The sequence below is a fragment of the Ruegeria sp. CH11 genome, from assembly GCF_056537105.1.
Genome location: NZ_JBQFQX010000007.1, coordinates 179,281 through 196,945 on the forward strand (window position 1 = coordinate 179,281; position 17,665 = coordinate 196,945).

16 protein-coding genes and 1 tRNA gene are annotated in these 17,665 nt (G+C 57.3%); 10 read left to right on the forward strand and 7 right to left on the reverse strand.

Features of this window, described 5'->3' with window-relative positions; translation table 11 throughout:
- The first annotated feature begins 2 nt into the window (after window positions 1-2).
- From ACR0LX_RS13235 to ACR0LX_RS13245, 3 genes are all read left to right on the forward strand, one after another.
- A complete protein-coding gene (locus ACR0LX_RS13235) occupies window positions 3-800 on the forward strand; it encodes a transglutaminase family protein (protein WP_480784115.1) in 798 nt (265 codons plus the stop codon).
- 11 nt (window positions 801-811) lie between these two features.
- Window positions 812-1,561, forward strand: coding sequence for a proteasome-type protease (locus tag ACR0LX_RS13240; RefSeq protein ID WP_480784116.1), 750 nt, complete (start codon window positions 812-814; stop codon window positions 1,559-1,561).
- A gap of 268 nt (window positions 1,562-1,829) precedes the next feature.
- Complete coding sequence (locus ACR0LX_RS13245) at window positions 1,830-2,837, forward strand: hypothetical protein (RefSeq protein ID WP_480784117.1); 1,008 nt, start codon at window positions 1,830-1,832, stop codon at window positions 2,835-2,837.
- A 163-nt stretch (window positions 2,838-3,000) separates the two neighbouring features.
- Here ACR0LX_RS13245 and ACR0LX_RS13250 read toward each other — a convergent pair.
- Window positions 3,001-3,075 (reverse strand) — tRNA-Gln (locus tag ACR0LX_RS13250).
- A gap of 367 nt (window positions 3,076-3,442) precedes the next feature.
- Here ACR0LX_RS13250 and ACR0LX_RS13255 point away from each other — a divergent pair.
- Window positions 3,443-3,940 (forward strand): ferritin, encoded by a 498-nt coding sequence (locus tag ACR0LX_RS13255; RefSeq protein WP_480784118.1) that lies wholly within the window; start codon window positions 3,443-3,445, stop codon window positions 3,938-3,940.
- A gap of 11 nt (window positions 3,941-3,951) precedes the next feature.
- Here ACR0LX_RS13255 and ACR0LX_RS13260 read toward each other — a convergent pair whose 3' ends face one another.
- Complete coding sequence (locus ACR0LX_RS13260; protein ID WP_480572384.1) at window positions 3,952-4,464, reverse strand: SH3 domain-containing protein; 513 nt, start codon at window positions 4,462-4,464, stop codon at window positions 3,952-3,954.
- 147 nt (window positions 4,465-4,611) lie between these two features.
- On the opposite strand from ACR0LX_RS13260, the gene ACR0LX_RS13265 reads away from it, so the two are divergent.
- The 3 genes from ACR0LX_RS13265 to ACR0LX_RS13275 all read left to right on the forward strand — a co-directional run bounded on the left by ACR0LX_RS13265 (window position 4,612) and on the right by ACR0LX_RS13275 (window position 9,710).
- Window positions 4,612-5,598 carry a 2-hydroxyacid dehydrogenase gene (locus ACR0LX_RS13265; RefSeq protein WP_480784119.1) on the forward strand — a complete coding sequence of 329 codons (987 nt, stop codon included), beginning with the start codon at window positions 4,612-4,614 and terminating at the stop codon, window positions 5,596-5,598.
- Between the two features lie 30 nt (window positions 5,599-5,628).
- Complete coding sequence (locus ACR0LX_RS13270; RefSeq protein WP_480784120.1) at window positions 5,629-7,026, forward strand: FAD-binding oxidoreductase; 1,398 nt, start codon at window positions 5,629-5,631, stop codon at window positions 7,024-7,026.
- Between the two features lie 176 nt (window positions 7,027-7,202).
- Window positions 7,203-9,710, forward strand: coding sequence for a GcvT family protein (locus tag ACR0LX_RS13275; RefSeq protein ID WP_480784121.1), 2,508 nt, complete (start codon window positions 7,203-7,205; stop codon window positions 9,708-9,710).
- Between the two features lie 268 nt (window positions 9,711-9,978).
- Here the strand turns inward: ACR0LX_RS13275 and ACR0LX_RS13280 are convergent, their stop codons facing one another.
- Window positions 9,979-10,632: a DUF938 domain-containing protein gene (locus ACR0LX_RS13280; RefSeq protein WP_480784122.1), complete on the reverse strand. Its 654-nt coding sequence runs from the start codon at window positions 10,630-10,632 to the stop codon at window positions 9,979-9,981.
- The gene (locus tag ACR0LX_RS13285) at window positions 10,629-11,702 is read right to left on the reverse strand and encodes an NAD(P)/FAD-dependent oxidoreductase (protein WP_480784123.1); all 1,074 of its coding nucleotides are present in this window, start codon (window positions 11,700-11,702) and stop codon (window positions 10,629-10,631) included. Before ACR0LX_RS13285 ends, ACR0LX_RS13280 begins: the two co-directional genes overlap by 4 nt.
- A gap of 161 nt (window positions 11,703-11,863) precedes the next feature.
- On the opposite strand from ACR0LX_RS13285, the gene ACR0LX_RS13290 reads away from it, so the two are divergent.
- From ACR0LX_RS13290 to ACR0LX_RS13300, 3 genes are all read left to right on the forward strand, one after another.
- A complete protein-coding gene (locus ACR0LX_RS13290) occupies window positions 11,864-12,286 on the forward strand; it encodes a hypothetical protein (protein ID WP_480571451.1) in 423 nt (140 codons plus the stop codon).
- Between the two features lie 3 nt (window positions 12,287-12,289).
- Window positions 12,290-13,522, forward strand: a complete 1,233-nt coding sequence (locus tag ACR0LX_RS13295; protein ID WP_480784124.1) for an HlyD family secretion protein — start codon at window positions 12,290-12,292, stop codon at window positions 13,520-13,522.
- Between the two features lie 67 nt (window positions 13,523-13,589).
- A complete protein-coding gene (locus ACR0LX_RS13300) occupies window positions 13,590-14,453 on the forward strand; it encodes a DMT family transporter (RefSeq protein ID WP_480784160.1) in 864 nt (287 codons plus the stop codon).
- A gap of 71 nt (window positions 14,454-14,524) precedes the next feature.
- Here the strand turns inward: ACR0LX_RS13300 and ACR0LX_RS13305 are convergent, their stop codons facing one another.
- From ACR0LX_RS13305 to ACR0LX_RS13315, 3 genes are read right to left on the reverse strand one after another with little or no spacing between them, the layout of a single operon-like run.
- Window positions 14,525-15,598 (reverse strand): BMP family ABC transporter substrate-binding protein, encoded by a 1,074-nt coding sequence (locus ACR0LX_RS13305; RefSeq protein WP_480784125.1) that lies wholly within the window; start codon window positions 15,596-15,598, stop codon window positions 14,525-14,527.
- A gap of 35 nt (window positions 15,599-15,633) precedes the next feature.
- Window positions 15,634-16,554: an ABC transporter permease gene (locus ACR0LX_RS13310; RefSeq protein WP_480784126.1), complete on the reverse strand. Its 921-nt coding sequence runs from the start codon at window positions 16,552-16,554 to the stop codon at window positions 15,634-15,636.
- 3 nt (window positions 16,555-16,557) lie between these two features.
- Window positions 16,558-17,640 carry an ABC transporter permease gene (locus tag ACR0LX_RS13315; RefSeq protein WP_480784127.1) on the reverse strand — a complete coding sequence of 361 codons (1,083 nt, stop codon included), beginning with the start codon at window positions 17,638-17,640 and terminating at the stop codon, window positions 16,558-16,560.
- Between the last annotated feature and the right edge of the window lie 25 nt (window positions 17,641-17,665).

Below are 17,665 nucleotides of genomic sequence, written 5' to 3' on the forward strand. Positions count from 1 at the left end.
CCATGAAACTGCATATCAAACACGAAACCCGATACGATTTCGATGCGCCGGTCCCCTTTGGGCTTCAGCAACTGAGGAAAACGCCCAAATCCTTTCGCAACCAGCAGATCGAAAGTTGGAGCACTGAAATTATCGGTGGCCGAAAGGAATTGAGTTACGAGGACTATCACCGCAACACGGTCGAATTGATCAGTTTAGACGTAAACACCCAAAGCGTTTCCCTGATCTCGGAAGGAATTGTAGAAGTCGAGGATATGCATGGGATATTGGGACGCCATGAAGGTTCCACGCCCCTGTGGCTTTTCAATCGCAGCACCAAACAGACGACCCCGGGAAAAGGCGTCACCGATCTGGTGAACGCATTGCCTGAAGGCGAGCAGCTACAGCAGATGCACGCCCTGTCAGAAGCCATTCGTGGATGCGTACGCTATGAGATTGGAAGCTCTCAGCCTGATTGGAGTGCAGAGGACGCGATAGACGCAGGCTGCGGTGTTTGTCAGGACCACGCCCACATATTCATCACCTGCGCGCGCAAGATGGGATTACCCGCCCGCTATGTCTCGGGCTATCTGATGATGAACGAAACTGAGCTTCAGGACGCGACTCACGCCTGGGCCGAAGTGCATCTTGAGGCGATCGGATGGGTCGGATTTGATGTCTCCAACGGGATTTCCCCTGACGATCGTTATGTTCGCGTCGCAACCGGTCTGGACTATATGCAAGCTGCCCCGGTAATAGGAAACCGAATAGGGACAGCGGGCGAGCAATTGACGGTACAATTGCAGGTCGCACAGCAGTAACGGAGACATAAATGACCTACGCTGTGGGGATGCGGCTGAACCGCGGGCTGGTTTTCATGTCAGACACGCGTACAAACGCCGGCGTCGACAATGTCTCTACCTTCAACAAGATGTTCAACTGGACGGTGGACGGGGAACGTTCCATCACCTTGTTGACCGCCGGAAATCTGGCGACCACGCAAGCAACGATCAGCTTGCTGGAAGAGCGGACCAAGGTCCCAGAGGAGCGATCGCCATCGATCCTCGAAGCACCGACAATGTTTCAGGTTGCGCAATTGGTTGCCGAAACGCTGAACAGCGTGATCGAACAGCACGCCCGATCAGGCCAGCAGGCAGACAGCGCCTTTCACGCAACGCTTGTTCTGGGGGGGCAGATAAAAGGCGGTCCCTCGCGCCTGTTTCTGATCTACCCGGAAGGCAACTTTATCGAAGCCGGAGACGAAACCCCGTTCTTTCAGATCGGCGAGACCAAATACGGCCGCCCGATTCTGGTCCGCGCCTACGATGCCGAGATGAGTTTTCCCGAGACGGTGAAGCTTTTGATGGTCAGTTTTGATTCCACGATCAAAGCCAATTTGTCGGTGGGCGCGCCGCTCGATCTTCTGCTATACGACGAGGACAGCCTTGAAGCGGGCAAACGCTCGCGGTTCGAGGCCGACGACGACTATTTCCGCACCATTTCAGAAGGCTGGGGCGACGCATTGAAATCCGCGTTATCCAAGCTTCCGGATTACACCCTCCCAGACGGGACGGACGAATGATCGCACTATAGTTGGCGCCCAACTATTCAGCCTGCAGATTCAAGGAAAATCATGGCTGGGGTGGTAGGATTTAAGGTTTTTTGAAAGCTAAATTAAAACAATTTGTTAGTGGATATTTTGCAAGAAAATGTTGCGGGATTTGTTGCGGGTTCAATTGTAGCTCTTCGAATGGGAAAATTGGTTGGATGCGGGTGAACAGCGCTAGACATTTCATTTCTCCAGAGTGAGGTTCTAAGCATTCACAATTATAGAGATCGAGGCCGGTTCATTGTCCGACATCAATATTCAACCAGAAGACCAAGCGGTATTTGACCGGCTAAAATCTGATGGGAGGATCACACATCGACTTCGCCGCATGATGACGCAGCAATGGAACACATGCGTATCTTGTGGTCGAAATACACCTCAAGGCAGACCTGTCTTTGCTGGCTACGACGAAAACAAAAAAGAGCTTCTCGTCGGCGCTTGCTGCTCAGATCGACTCGCTCACCTTGCTACCCCAGTCTATTGGACGGGCACTTTGAACTTATCCGCGCCCGACAGTTCGAAAGTCTGGCGCTACATGGATTTCACAAAGTTCGTTGCGATGCTAATGCAACAGGGACTTTATTTCACCACCGCTGAGAATTTTAGCGACCCATTTGAGGGCGCCATTGGACTGGCTGATCGCGAGACAATCTGGGATAATTACTACTTAGATTTTATTAGACAAGCTGTAACAACCGCACCTCCGGGATACACACCGCCGAAATTGTCAGATCAGGAAGTCGAAGCGGAGGCTCATCGCCTATTGAAGTCGATCAAAGCGACCTCGACCCATGTTCGTAAATCGTTGGTGAATTGCTGGCATGAAAACGACGACGAGTCCGAAGCACTTTGGCAACTCTATTCTCCGCCGTCGGGAACTGGCCTTGCAATCCAAAGCACTGTTGGAAACCTTTGGGAGGCGGCATCTAACAGCGACCAAGCGATTGTGGGTCGTGTTCATTACTTAGATTTTCGCAAACGCTACGCGTCCATTCAGTCCGAGCGGATTTTTTGTAAGCGCCAATCACTAAGCCATGAGCGAGAGATTAGAATTGTCTTACAGAATGATCGAAACGAACCAAGCAACGGACAGGTCCTTAAATGTGAATTGAGGAATCTCATCGACGGCATTGTCATCTCTCCGTTCGCTCCGTCTTGGTTCGTTGACGTGCTGAACAGCACTATTGCGAAGTTTGGTTTTGAATTCGATATTAGGCCATCTTCAATCAACGATGAGCCGTTCTTCTGATCTGATCCACAGAATTCGATTGTAGTTTTCAACCTCACGTCTGCGAGTCGCCTGACGGGTGGACACGTTGGAATTCGTGTAACGGAGCCATCAAAATTGTTGCGGGATTGTTGCGGGATCCCGCAACATTTTTATTTAATAAAATCAAATACTTACGGGAATTTGGCTGGGGTGGTAGGATTCGAACCTACGATACACGGTACCAAAAACCGCTGCCTTACCACTTGGCTACACCCCAACGGTGAGCGGCTATCTACGACTGTTGTATTCCGGGTTCAAGAGGTTTTTCCGCAAAAAATGATCCAATCAGACAATTTGTTTGGCCGGTTGCTCAGCGGGTGGTTCTTTCGGCCTTTGTCTACTGTCAGGCTTGAATCAAGGGTGCTTGGAGCGTCGCCGGAAGACGTAAACAGGACGCGTGCCCTAAGACGCAGAGAATTTACGAAGATGCGATTGAACGCAAGGATTTGAGACTGCATCGCAGTCGCACAACTTTTTGGTAAAGATTTGAAAATAATTGAAAAAAGCATCTTTCGACCGGTTGACTCACTAAGTGCTGCACATACCTCTATGATATCCGGAACTGACACTCGAAGGAGGGGCACATGAACCTAAATCCCAAAGTCGCGGAAGCGTTGAACAAGCAGATCAACAACGAATTACATGCCTCCTATACCTACCTCGCCATGGCAGCCTATTTTGAGGCGCAGGATTTGCCGGGGTTTGCAAGCTGGTTCCGGGGCCATTCTGCCGAAGAAGGCACGCATGCAATGCGGATCTTTGATTTCATCGCCAAACGGGGCGGGCGGATCGAACTGGACGGAATCTCGAAACCGCAAGCGGACTACGCGTCGCCCGTTGACGTTCTGGAACAGGCGCTTGCGCAGGAACAGACCGTGACCGGTCAGATCAACGCGCTGTTCGAAATGGCGCATGCGGTCAAGGAATATAGCACGCAGAATATGCTGAACTGGTTTCTGGCCGAGCAGATCGAGGAAGAAGATCTGTTCTCGTCTATTCTGGACAAGGCCAAGGCCGCCAATGACGACCGTTGGAACCTTTTGCTGCTGGACAAGGAACTGTCGCAACGCGGTGAAGAATAAATCGGTCGGCGCTATTCGCGAATTTCCGCAGCATCAACGCCCCAGAGATTGGATTTTTGGGTCCAGCCGCGATACCCGCCCGCCGAGATTCGGCACCAATCCAGCGTGCACGTTCCCAGACGCGCGACCACGCCTGTTTCGAAATGCGCATTGATCTGCGATTTCGGGTCAGGCGTCGCATAGACTGGCAGCAGATCGGTTTCGATCAACACAGTACGCACCCCGGACAGCAGGGCGTAGTGGACCCATCCACCGGCGCCGTCGCGGTCCTGGACCTTACGCCAATTGCCGTATTCCGCCGTGATCTGCAATGGCATGCCGCGCCGCTTAAAGACCCAATCGATTCGATGGGTCAGGGAGGGACCGCGGCGCACATTGCCTTCGGCTGCTTTCATCGAAACAAAGCGCGGCAGGGGTAGGTTGGTGACCTGGCCACGCGCATCCTGTGCGCTGGCTGCAAGAGTACCCAGCGCCACACCAAACGCGCACGTTGCCGCCAAACAAAGGCGTTTTACCGAAAAAATAGCACTCACTGCCTGTCTGCTCGTATGCCTGTTTGTCGTGCTTCGAAAAAAGGTCGCATCAATGCTCATGGGGTTCTTGTGCCCCGTCTGATCCTGCGCCACGATGCCATGGCGCGCATCTGATTGCAAAGCGGTAGGAGGACTGAGGTGCCAAGAGAACGTCTGAGTGTTGTCGTTACGCGACGGTTGCCAGAGGCGGTTGAAACCCGGTTAAGCGAGCTTTTCGACGTCAAGCTGCGCGACACGGATGCGCCGATGACGCGCGAGGAATTGACCGCCGCTGTGAAAGTGGCGGATGTTCTGGTCCCCACCATCACGGACACGATCGACGCGGGTATTCTGGGGCAGGCAGGGGAAAATCTGCGCTTAATCGCCAACTATGGTGCCGGGGTCGACAATATCGATGTGGCAACCGCCCGGCAGAGAGGCGTTCTGGTGTCAAACACGCCCGGCGTTCTGACAGACGATACTGCCGACATGACCTTGGCGCTGATCCTCTCGGTTACGAGACGCATTCCCGAAGGTCTGAGCCTTATGCAAAAAGGGGATTGGAGCGGTTGGGCGCCGACGGCGTTGCTCGGTGGCAGGCTCGGCGGTCGTCGGCTGGGCATTCTGGGCATGGGACGCATCGGTCAGGCCGTTGCGCGGCGCGCCAAGGCCTTTGGCATGCAGGTCCATTACCACAATCGCCGCAGACTACGCGCCGAGATCGAAGAGGATCTTGAGGCGACGTATTGGGAAAGCCTCGATCAGATGGTTGCGCGCATGGATGTGTTGACGATCCACTGCCCCTCGACCCCTTCGACCTTCCATCTGATGAATGCGAGACGGTTGAAACTGATGAAACCGACGGCAGTGATCGTGAACACGTCGCGCGGCGAGGTGATCGACGAGAACGCCCTGACGCGCATGATCCGTTCCGAAGAAATCGCCGGTGCCGGGCTGGATGTCTACGAGCATGGAACCGACGTTAACCCTCGGTTGCGGCAATTGCCCAATGTGGTTCTATTGCCGCATATGGGCTCGGCCACGTTAGAAGGGCGCATCGAGATGGGCGAAAAGGTCATCATCAACATCAAGACCTTCGAGGACGGGCACCGCCCGCCGGATCAGGTCGTACCTGCAATGTTGTGAGCAAAATCTGATATCACTGGGAGGATGGGCATGGTGCAGGCAAACGCTTTGCCGCGCAATGACACCGGCATCGAAACAGCGGTCGGCATTCTCAAGCAGCGTTTTGGGGACCGGCTGCAAACCGGTGCGGCGATCCGTGAACAGCACGGGCACACGACCACATGGATCGAAAACCAATCCCCCGACGCCGTGGTGTTTCCTCACTCGACCGAAGAGGTGTCCGAGATCGTCAAGACCTGTGCCGCACACAAAGTGCCAGTCATCGCGTTTGGCACGGGTACATCTCTGGAAGGGCATGTAAACGCCCCGGCGGGCGGTGTTTCGGTTGACCTGAGCCAGATGAACAAGGTTCTCAGGGTGAATTCGGGTGATCTGGACTGCGTCGTTCAACCCGGCGTAACGCGTGAAGACTTGAACACCCACCTGCGTGATCAGGGCCTGTTCTTTCCCATCGACCCCGGTGCCAACGCCTCGCTAGGCGGCATGGCTGCGACCCGCGCTTCGGGCACCAATGCGGTGCGCTATGGGACAATGAAGGACAATGTGCTGAGTCTGGAAGCTGTGATGCCAGACGGGCAGATCATCCGCACCGGACAACGGGCCAAGAAATCTTCGGCCGGCTATGACCTGACGCGCCTGTTGATCGGCGCAGAAGGAACTTTGGGGATCATAACCGAACTTACCCTGCGCCTGCAGGGTATCCCCGAGGCGATCAGTTCTGCCCGCTGCTCGTTTCCTTCGGTCGATGCAGCCTGTCAGGCGGTCATGACAACAATCCAATACGGTGTGCCTGTCGCCCGGATCGAATTGATGGATGAGATGTCGGTTCAGGCGGCCAACGCCTATTCGGGGCTGACTTTGCCCGAAACACCTTTGTTGTTGCTGGAGTTTCACGGCTCGGACAGCAGCGCCGTCGAACAGGCGGACACCTTTGGCCAGATCGCTGCGGAATATGGCGGCTCGGATTTCACCTCCACTTCCAGCACTGAAGAGCGCAACAAGCTGTGGCAGGCCCGGCACGACATTTATTGGGCAAGCCTGCAATTGCGGCCCGGCGCAAAGGGGATTTCCACGGATATCTGTGTCCCCATCTCGCGGCTGGCCGAATGCGTGATGGCCGCTCAGGCAAAGTCGGCGGAGCTTGATCTTCTGGCTCCAATCGTTGGCCATGTCGGGGATGGCAATTTCCACACTCTGTTACTCGTCGATATGGAAAACCCCGACGAGGTCGCCAGAGCCGAGGATTTTGTTGGCTGGCTGAACGAAATGGCCATTTCGATGGAAGGGACCTGCACGGGCGAGCACGGGATCGGGCAAGGCAAACGCCCCTATCTGGTCAGAGAACTGGGACCCGCGACGCATTTCATGGCGGCGATCAAGGCAGCGCTCGACCCGGACAACATCATGAACCCCGGCAAGATCATCTAGAACGCACGCATTTCACCTTTTCTCAAATACTCAATCCGACGGGTCGCACCTTGCGAATTGTATCTAGTTTTTCGCAAGCGTCGGTTTTGTGCGTTTTTGCGTCGGATGGACTTGGCGGTTTTGCATTCGGTTGGGCATAAACCTTGCCAAACAGACTCAATCCGGAGAACGGGCTCATGAAAACCCAAGTCAAAGCACTGGTCGTTGGCGGTGGCGCCGTCGGTACCTCGATCGCCTATCATCTGGCCAAGGCAGGCTGGGATGATGTGATGCTGATCGAACGGGACGAGCTGACCTCGGGCTCGACCTGGCACGCGGCGGGTTTGCTGCCGCTGTTCAACATGTCCTATGCGACGACCCACATCCACAAGTACTCGGTTGATTTCTACAAGACGCTCGAGGAAGAGACCGGCTTGAACGCGGGCTTTGCTGTGGTTGGCAACCTGCGCATGGCGCAAACGCAGGATCGCATGGACGAATACATGCTCTATGCCTCGACCGCCGAGACGTGCGATGTGAAATACGAATGGCTGACCCCGGATCAGATCAAGGAACGCTGGCCGCTGATCGAAACTTCGGACCTGAAGGGCGCGATCTATCACACCGAGGACGGCTACATTAACCCTGCCGACGTGACGCAGGCGATGGCCAAAGGGGCCCGTCAGCGCGGTGTCGATATCGTGCGCAAGATGCAGGCCGATGCGTTCCATTGGAACGGCACCCACTGGGAAGTCACCTGCACCAAGATGGTCGAGAAAGGTGGTAACCTTGTTCCGTCGGATGAGCAGGTTGTGATCACGGCTGAGCATGTCGTGACCGCATCGGGCAACCACGCGCAACGCACCGCCAAGATGCTGGGCATCAAGATGCCCGCGATCCCGGTCGAGCATACCTTCATCGTCATGGACAAGGACCCCGAGTTGGTCAAATGGCGTGAAGCAGGCAACCCCGAGCATCCCGTTGTGCGCGACGCCGACAACGAATCCTATGCGCGTGAAGAACGCGGCGGCTGGATTCTGGGCATCTATGAACATGGCGCGCCTGCGCAGTTCGAACATGGCGTGCCGGACAGCTTCCGCGCGGATCTGTTCCCGCTGGATCTGGACCGGATCGCGGACCAGTACATGGCGATGGCCGAACGTGTGCCGTCCTGCGCTGAATCCGGCCTGAAAGACGATTTCAACGGCCCGATCTGCTACACTCCTGACGGCAACCCGCTGGTTGGTCCGGCTCCGGGCCTGCGCAACATGTGGTTGGCCGAAGGCTTCTCGTTCGGCATCACCGCCGCGGGCGGCACCGGCTATTATCTGGCACAGATGATGGTCGACGGCGAAGCCGAGATCGACATGGCCTCGCTGGACCCCAAGCGGTACTCGTCCAACTGGATGACCACCGAGTTTGCGGCGCGCAAGAACGAAGAGTGCTATGAGCACGTCTACATCCTGCACCACCCCGACGAAGAGCGTGAAGCCTGCCGTCCGCTGCGCACCGTTCCGGCCTACGACCGTCAAAAAGCGCGCGGCGCGCAGTTTGGCTGGGTCAACGGTTGGGAACGTCCGAACTACTTCGGACCCGTCGATGCGCCGGACAACTTCGACCATGACGCACGCTCGTTCCGCCGTGGCGGCTGGTGGCAATATGCAGTCGAAGAAGCCAAAGCGATCCGCGAAGGCGTTGGCCTGATCGACGCGTCGGCCTTCACCAAGCACGTCGTCAAAGGCCCCGGTGCCACCCAGTTTCTGGATTGGTTCACCTGCAACAAGCTGCCCAAGGTCGGACGCATCAACCTGACCTACGCGCTGACCTCGCACGGCACCACCCGCACCGAATACACCATCGTCCGCAATGGCGAGAACAACTACTACATCGTCTCTGCCGGTGCCTGGACCGAGTACGACGCCGACTATCTGCGCAAGGCGGCCGAGGATAAGATGGAGGAGTTCGGTTACATCGAGATCCAGGACGTGACCACCCAGTGGGGCGTCTTTGCTATCGCCGGACCCAAGTCGCGCGACGTGTTGAAAGAGGTCATCAAGGACGCCGATCCGGAAACCGCTCTGTCCAACAAACGCTTCCCATGGCTGTCGGCCCGTCAGATCGAATTGGGCATGTGCCCCGTGAACGCGATCCGCGTGGCCTATACCGGTGAGCTGGGCTGGGAACTGCACCATCCGATCGAGATGCAGAACTACCTGTTCGATCTGCTTGAAAAAGCCGGTGAAAAGCACGGTATGAAGCTGGTCGGTGCACGCGCTCAGAACTGGCTGCGTCAGGAGAAATCTTATCGCGCCTTCGGCACCGAACTGGGCCGCGACGCGACCCCGCTGGAAGCCGACCTACCGCGTTTTGTCGACCTGTCCAAGGACTTCTACGGTAAAGCCAAGCTGGAAGAGACCGGCGTGCGCGTGAAGTGCTGTACCCTGCTGATCGACGGACCAGAAGATGCCGATCCTTGGGGCCGCGAGGCGCTGTATACGCCCGAGGGTGAGCGCGTGGGGCGTCTGACCTCGGGCGGTTACTCGGTCGCGTTCGAGAAATCCATCGGCATGGGTTATGTGAAGCCCGAACTGGCGGTCGAGGGCACCAAGCTACAGGTCAAAATTCAGGACAAGTTGTGGGACGCAGTTGTCACCTGCGACAGCCCATATGATCCGAAGAACGAGACCATCCGCAAGGACGGCTAACGCGAAAGCCAAAATGGGCCGCTTTCAGCGACCCATGCCTCCGGCGGAGGTGTTTTCAAACAGAAGATGCGGGGGCTGGGCCAAGATCCAGCCCCCTTTGATTTTGGCAAAGGGGGCCTTCTCCTGTTACGGCCATCGGCGCCTCCGCCTGTACCGCATTATCAGTTTGTCCGGTCATGGTTAAGAAACCGTTTCTTCTTCTGTTCAGAAATACCTCCGCCGGAGGCAAGCCTGCGAAAGCAGGCTTTTTGACCAGAAACACGTTCCTTCATGGTGAAGGTCTCTTCGCCACGAAGGCCAGATTGTTCGCAGGCATTTCTATGGTTTCTACTTCTTTCAGGCCGAAGCCGAGAAACAGGTCAATCATATCTTGATCGTTCTTGTAGCCGATTTCGGCATCCTGTTGGATCAGGGCGTTATGGAACCGTTTGTCCCCGTCGCTTGTCAGACACCCATCGCGCATGAATGGGCCATAGATGATCAGGCGACCGTCGGGAATTAGCGCCAGCGCGGCTTCACGGATCAAAATCTGCACCTCAGTCCAACTGATCAGATGCAGCAGGTTGACCAAAACGATCACGTCCTGCCCAACAAAGACCTTGTGCCACCCTGCACCCACCGCATTCAGTTCGATTGCTGGGTCGACGTTTGGTATGCCCTGCGCGTAAGCGTCGATACTGGCGCGGCGCTGCGGATCAATTTCGCTGGGTTGCCATCGCAGCCCGGGCAGGCGCTGGGCAAAGGCGGCAACGTGCTGCCCGGTGCCGCTGGCAAGTTCAAGCGCGCGACCCGTCGCGGGTGCGTGACGTTCCAGCAATTCGCACAACGCAGCGGTATTTCTGCTGGCGGCTGGCGCAACAAGGCGATCGCCATCACCTGGGTTTGCGACGCTTGCGTTCGAAGGCAGTTTTCTTGTCGTCATCTGCGTAGCCTGTCCGGTTTCAACGCCGCTATATCCTCAGACTTCAGAACGGGTTGCCCGCCGGTCACCAGATCTGCAACCAATTGCGATGCGGCAGGGGCGGTCTGGAACCCGTACCCACCCTGACCGGCAGACCAGACAAAACTTGCATCCGCCGGGTCAGGGCCCAGTACCAACGTTCCATCCGGGGCAAAGCTACGCAGACCGGCCCAGTTTGTTTCGACCCGAGTGACCGGCTCGGTCACCATCGCCTCGTATCGTGCAAGCCCTTCGGCCAGTACCATGTCGTCGGCATAGGCGTCGTGCGGTGGGACGGGGTCAGCCTCGGACGGGGAAACAAGCAATTTTCCAGCGTCGGGCTTGGCGTACCAGCCTTCACCGGCACCCAGCATCATTGGCCAGCCCGTGACGTCGTGCCCGCCTGGCGCTGGCAGCCGCGCCATCGACCTGCGGCGCGGAGTGATCCCGATTGGAGCGATGCCTGCCATCGCGGCAATCTCGTCAACCCAGGCACCGGCTGCATTCACAATCACGGATGCCTTGAACTCGTCCGATGCCTCGACGATCCAATGGCCTGTCTTGCGGATCGACGTCACTTTGTGGCGCGTCAGAACAGAGCCGCCATTGGCTCGTACCACACGCGCAAAATCCTGGATCAGCCGATCCGTGTCGATGTCAAATGCGCCCTGACCGCGCGCGGCAAATGCTACGGTTTCGGGGTTGAGAATTGGGACATGGGCTCGGGCATCGTCCACATCGATGGCCTGCATGTTCAAATCCGCAGTGTCGATCTGGAACTGCTGGGCCTGATCCTTTCCTGCAATCAGCAAAAGGCCGCGCGGGGTCAGGTACCCGCCATTTTCGTCCGCAAGGTATGTGGCTCCGGCTTTGTTCAAAGCGACAACGGAAGGCGGTCCATAGTTTTCTTCAAACAGCGCAGCCGAACGTCCTGATGCGTGATAGCCAAGCGCCTCTTCGGCCTCGAGCACGGTGACCGATCCGTGCGCAGACAAACGCGCGGCGGCGCTGATCCCGGCGATACCGCCTCCTATGACCAAAAAGTCAATCACGGTAAGCGGTTCCGCTCGGTTGGGGGTAGTGTTGGTCAATGGCAAGCATGCTGGTCCCTGTTCTGAATATTCGCCCGCTTTGAGGGTCTGCCAACTATAAGCAGCCTTGAATTTGGGCGACAACCCGGTCAAAGAAGTATCAAAAGGAACAGGAGGGCAAGGTGACCGCAGCAGACCTTCATCCAATGGCGACCGGCCATATTCCCCGCTACGTTGTCGCAGCAGACGGAAGCGATTACCTGTTTTCCGCCATGGTGATCTTTTTTGTGGTGCTTGTGGTGCTGATTGGTGTTGGTTACCTGACGCTGCACTCGGTCCCTGAAAAGATGGCGCATGAGAACAACCACCCGCAGTTTCAGCTGGTGGGTATTCTGGCGCTGCTGGCCCTGTTCACGCATAACGGGATATTCTGGATCGCGGCCATTTTGGTCGCAGGCTTCCAATTCCCGGATTTTGCTACGCCGATGAAAAACATCGCTGACGCCATTCGATCTCTGGGGCAGCCGCCCGCCCCACAGCCGGTGGTGGAAACACCCGCACCGGCTGCGCCTGCCGCGGATGTCGAGGAAGGGCAGGAGCAGTAAGTCATGATTGAAACAATGCTCTGCGCCCTGATCACGGTGCTGCCCGATTACCTGTTCCGCCGCTTTGTTCAAGGCAAACGGATAGGTCACGAAATCACCCTGTTCACCATGTGGTACGAACTGCGCTGGGGCCTGACGACTTGCGCCATCCTGGCGCTGACGGTGATCACCACTCTGTTTTACTTTCACCCCTCCAGCCACACCGCCGCGTCCTATTTCCGGACCGTGACGATCCTGCCGCAGTTGGGTGGTCGTGTGTCCGAGGTCTATGTCCGTAACAACGAACACGTCACCGCGGGGCAGCCGATCTTTCGGATCGAGGACTTTACCCAAACCGCGCAGGTTCAGGCGGCCAATGCGCAGATCGCACAGGTTCAGGCGTCTTTGAAGGTCGCACAAACCGATCTGGCTGAGGCCGAGGCCGGGATTGCGGGCGCGAACGCGGCGCTGGATCAGGCGCTGGAGGACCTTGAGCGGAATACGACCCTGCGCGACGAAGGTTCAAGCGCGGTGCGCCTGGCCGAGATCGACCGGCTCGAGAATCTGGTGGCCGAACGCGAGGCGCAGGTGACTGCGGCCAAATCTCAGCGCGCGGCGGTTGTTCAGCAGATCGAGGAGTTGATACCGGCCCAGCTGACCAGCGCCAATGCGCAACTGGACGCGGCCCTGACCGAATTGGAAAGGACCGTGATCTATGCTGGCGTTTCCGGGCGCGTCGAGCAGTTCGGATTGCAGGTCGGGGACTATGTCAGCCCGCTTTTGCGCCCTGCTGGCATTCTGGTGCCCTCGCATTCCGGACATGATCGGTTCCAGGCGGCCTTCAACCAGCTTTCAGCACAGGTCATCAAACCCGGCATGATCGGAGAGTTGGGGTGCATGACCAAGCCGTTTACGGTGATCCCCGTTGTGGTGGTTGAGATTCAGGATGTGATCCCCTCAGGCCAGATCCGCCCTTCGGACGAGTTGCGCGATGTGCAGACCAATACCAATCCGGGGTCAATCCTGGTGTATCTGGAGCCTTTGTACAAAGGCATGGCGGACGACATTCCACCGGGTAGCAACTGCTTGGCGAACGTCTACACCGACAACCATGAACGGCTTGAGCATGAAGACCTGGGATTCTGGGAAGGTGCGTTCCTGCATGTCGTTGATACCATCGGTGTGGTGCATGCGGCAGGCCTGCGTCTGCGGCTGATCCTGATGCCCGTCAACACGCTGGTCCTGACCGGTCATTGAGCGGTCGTCGCTCCATGTCGCAATGTCTTTGACCCAAGCTGACAGGCCCCTTCTTGCTGCTGGCCTGATGATTTGCGCGATGGCGATCATTGGGGTGATCGACAACTTCATCGCCCCGCTGTCGCGCCATATCGGCCTGTGGCAATTCCACTTTATGCGCGCGTTGATGGCGTGGCCTCTGGTTGCAATGCTGCCGCTGTTTGGATTGGGAGGGCTGATACCAGCCCGGCTTTGGGCGGTGGCGTTGCGCAGCGTGCTGGTGGCCGTTTCGATGCTGTTCTACTTTTCGGCGCTGGCCATGATGCCTATCGCGCAGGCATTGGCGGGTCTGTTTACGTCCCCCATTTTCATCTTGCTTATATCGGCCGGATTGATGGGGCAACGTATCGGCGTCTGGCGGGTTTTGGCGGTCGCGCTTGGGTTCCTCGGAATAACGCTGGTATTGCAGCCGAACCCCGCTGATTTTGACCTGATGGTCCTGATCCCCGTCTGCGCCGGGTTCTTCTATGCGCTGGGCGCAATCGCCACACGCAGCCTATGCGCTGGTGAAAGCACCGTTGCCCTCTTGGCCGGAATGTGGGTCACGCTAGGACTGCTGGGCGCGGTTGGCACGTCTGTTCTGATGATCTGGCCCATGTGGCAACCTGGCGACGAAGTGACATTCGTGACCCGACCCTGGGTCTGGCCTTTTTGGGACGCGGTGCCCTTGATCCTCATGCAAGCGGTCGGGTCGGTTTGCGGTGTGTTCATGATCATCAAATCCTACCAACTGGGCGAGCCGTCCTATGTCTCGGTCTTCGAATATTCGGTGATGATCTTCGGTCCCATGTTCGCATGGCTGGCATTCGATCAGCCGGTCGGGGGATGGCAGGTGTTGGGCATCGCATTCATCGCGTCGGCGGGACTTATCATCGCGTTTCGGTCGCGCTGAGGATTACCGATCCGGCGAAAAAAGACCCGCATGCAAATGCGGGTCTTTTCCGTTTGGTCGTTGGCGCAGCGTTACTGCGGGATTTCGCCTTCCAGCCCTTCGACATAGAAGTTCAGGCCTGCCAGAGTGCCGTCATCGGCCACTTCACCGTCTGCCAGCCAATCGCTTCCGTCTTGCTTTTTGATCGGTCCGGTAAAGGGGTGATAGCTGCCATCGGCAATCGCGGCTTTCATGGCCAACGCTTCTTCTTTGACGTCTGCCGGAACCGCATCCGAGATTTCGCCGATCCCAACCATGCCTTTGCTGATGCCATCCCAGGTATCGATGCTTTCCCAGTTGCCATCTATGACAGCCTGGGTTCTGGCGACATAATAGGGTGCCCAGTTATCGATGATCGAGCTGACGCGCGGATGCGGAGCATACTCCGCCATATCCGCTGCCTGACCAAATCCGATTACATTGCCGGCATCCTTCATTGCCGCCAGCGGAGCGGTCGAATCCGTGTGTTGCAGGATCACGTCCGCACCCTGTTCGATCAGAACCTTGGCAGCGTCAGCCTCTTTCGAGGGGTCAAGCCAGGTGTAGATCCAGATAACCTTAAACTCGACTTCCGGGTTGACCTTCTTCGCGTGCAGATAGGCCGAGTTGATACCACGGATAACCTCGGGGATGGGATAGGACCCGATATAGCCAACGATGTTCGACTCGGTCATTTTACCGGCGATATGTCCCTGCACCGCACGGCCTTCGTAGAACCGGGCGGAATAGGTCGAGACGTTGTCCGCCCGCTTGTAGCCGGTCGCATGTTCGAATTTCACGTCCGGAAATTTCTTGGCCACGTTGATCGTGGGGTCCATGAACCCGAAGGAGGTCGAAAAGATCAGGTCCGCGCCTTCCAGCGCCATCTGGGTCATTGCCCGTTCGGCGTCCGGCCCTTCAGCGACGTTTTCCTGATAAACCAGTTCGACACTGTCGCCAAAATGCTTCTGCATTTCCTTGGCCGAATGATGATGGTGCTCGTTCCAGCCCCCGTCGTTGATCGAGCCGACATAGATGAAGCCGACCTTGGTTTTGTCCTGAGCGACAGCGCTGGTAGCCAGCCCCAGCGCCACGGCGGCGCTTGCCAGAAGTGATGTAAATTTCATGTAGTTACTCCCGAGTTGGTTCATTTTGGCCTCGTCTAGTGCGAGGCATGGAAAATCCGGCCCAGCGAGGCAGGTGCACTGCTCTTGTCGGCCGAAAGGATCACAAGCACAAGGATCGTGATGAGATAGGGCGACATTGCCAGATACTCGACTGGAATGGCAACGCCCGCTGCCTGCAAATTCAGCTGCAAGACGGTGATGCCGCCAAACAGATAGGCACCCAGCAGAACGCGCCACGGTTTCCAACTGGCAAACACCACCAGCGCAAGCGCGATCCAGCCGACACCTGCAGTCATGCCGTCGGTCCATTGCGGTACGCGGATCAGGCTAATGTAAGCGCCGCCCAGACCGGCACAGGCGCCGCCGAACAGGATTGCCATGATGCGAATTCTGACAACCTTGTAACCCAGGGCATGCGCAGCGTCGTGGTTTTCGCCGACAGCGCGCAGGATCAGACCGGCACGGGTGTATTTCAGCATCGCCCATACGGCGGCGGTCAGGGCAATGCCGACATAAAGGATCGGGTCATGCTGGAACAGAATGGGGCCGATCACAGGGATATCGCTGATCACCGGAATATGGATCTCGGCCATGTCCGGAGGTTTGATGCCCACATAGCTCTGCCCCATAAGCGCGCTGAAGCCCAGACCGAACAGGGTCAAGGCGAGACCACTGGCCACCTGGTTGGCAAGCGCCACTTGGGTCAGCAATACAAACAGCAGCGACAGCGCGGCACCGCCGACGGCTGCGGCGACGAAACCCAGCCAGGGTGAGCCGGTCTCGACCGAGATGGCAAAGCCGCTGATCGCGCCGACGATCATCATTCCCTCGACACCAAGGTTCAAAACGCCGGCTCTTTCGACCACGAGTTCTCCGATCGCAGCCAGCAGCAGCGGGGTTGCGGCAACCATCAACGAGGCCACCAGAAGGACGGGATTGATTTCAGTCAGGTCCATGGCTCAGGCTACCTCGCTACGGGCCGCACGGATGCGGTAGTTTGTCAGAAGATCGAATGCCAGCAGGAAGAACAGGAGCATCCCCTGAAATACCTGAATGGCAGCGGCTGGCAGACCCATCTGAGACTGGGCGATTTCGCCGCCGATATAGGTCAGCGCCATCAGGCCACCGGCCAGCAGGATGCCCACCGGATGCAGGCGGCCCAGAAACGCCACGATGATCGCGGTAAAGCCGTAGCCGACGTTAAAGTCGATGCTGACGACGCCAGACGGACCCGACACCTCGAACATCCCCGCCAGACCGGCCAGCGCGCCGGACATTCCAAGGCAAAATAGGATCAGGCGCGCCGGATTCACGCCAGCGAATTTCGCGGCGCGCGGGGCCTCGCCAGTCAAGCGGATGTGAAAGCCCAACATATGACGGTTCAACAGCACATAGGCAAAGATCACCGCGATCAGGGCGGTCACGACGCCCCAATGCATGCCGGAACCTGCGATCAGTTCCGCGTTATGCGCGCTTTCATAGGATTGCAGGTTGCGTGAACCGGGAAAGCCGAACCCCTCGGGGTTCTTCAGCAATCCCAGCGAAACCGAAGCCAGCATCTGCTCGGCCACATAGACAAGCATCAGCGATACGAGGATCTCGTTGGTGCCGAAACGGACTTTCAGGAAAGCCGGGATCATCGCCCACAACCAGCCGCCAAACGCGCCCGCGATCACCATGATCGGAAAGATGTAAAACGCGTCCAGCGGATAGAAGGCCAAACCGGCCGCGGCACCAAAGATCGCGCCCATGATGTATTGCCCCTCGGCCCCGATGTTCCAGATACCGGCTCGGAAACCCAGTGACAGGCCAATGGCGATCAGCACCAGCGGGGCACCTTTCACCAGCAGTTGCGGGCGGTAATAAAACGAGAACTCACCAAACAGGGGTTCCCAAAAGATGGTACCTATGGCTTGCACAGGGTTCTTACCCAGTATGGCAAACAGAATGCCGCCAAACACCATCGTTGCCAGCACCGCCACAAGGGGGGTCGCATAAGACCACGCTTTCGACGGCTGTGGCCGTTTCTCCAACACAATCACCTGCTCATCCCCCCAAGTTCTTCAT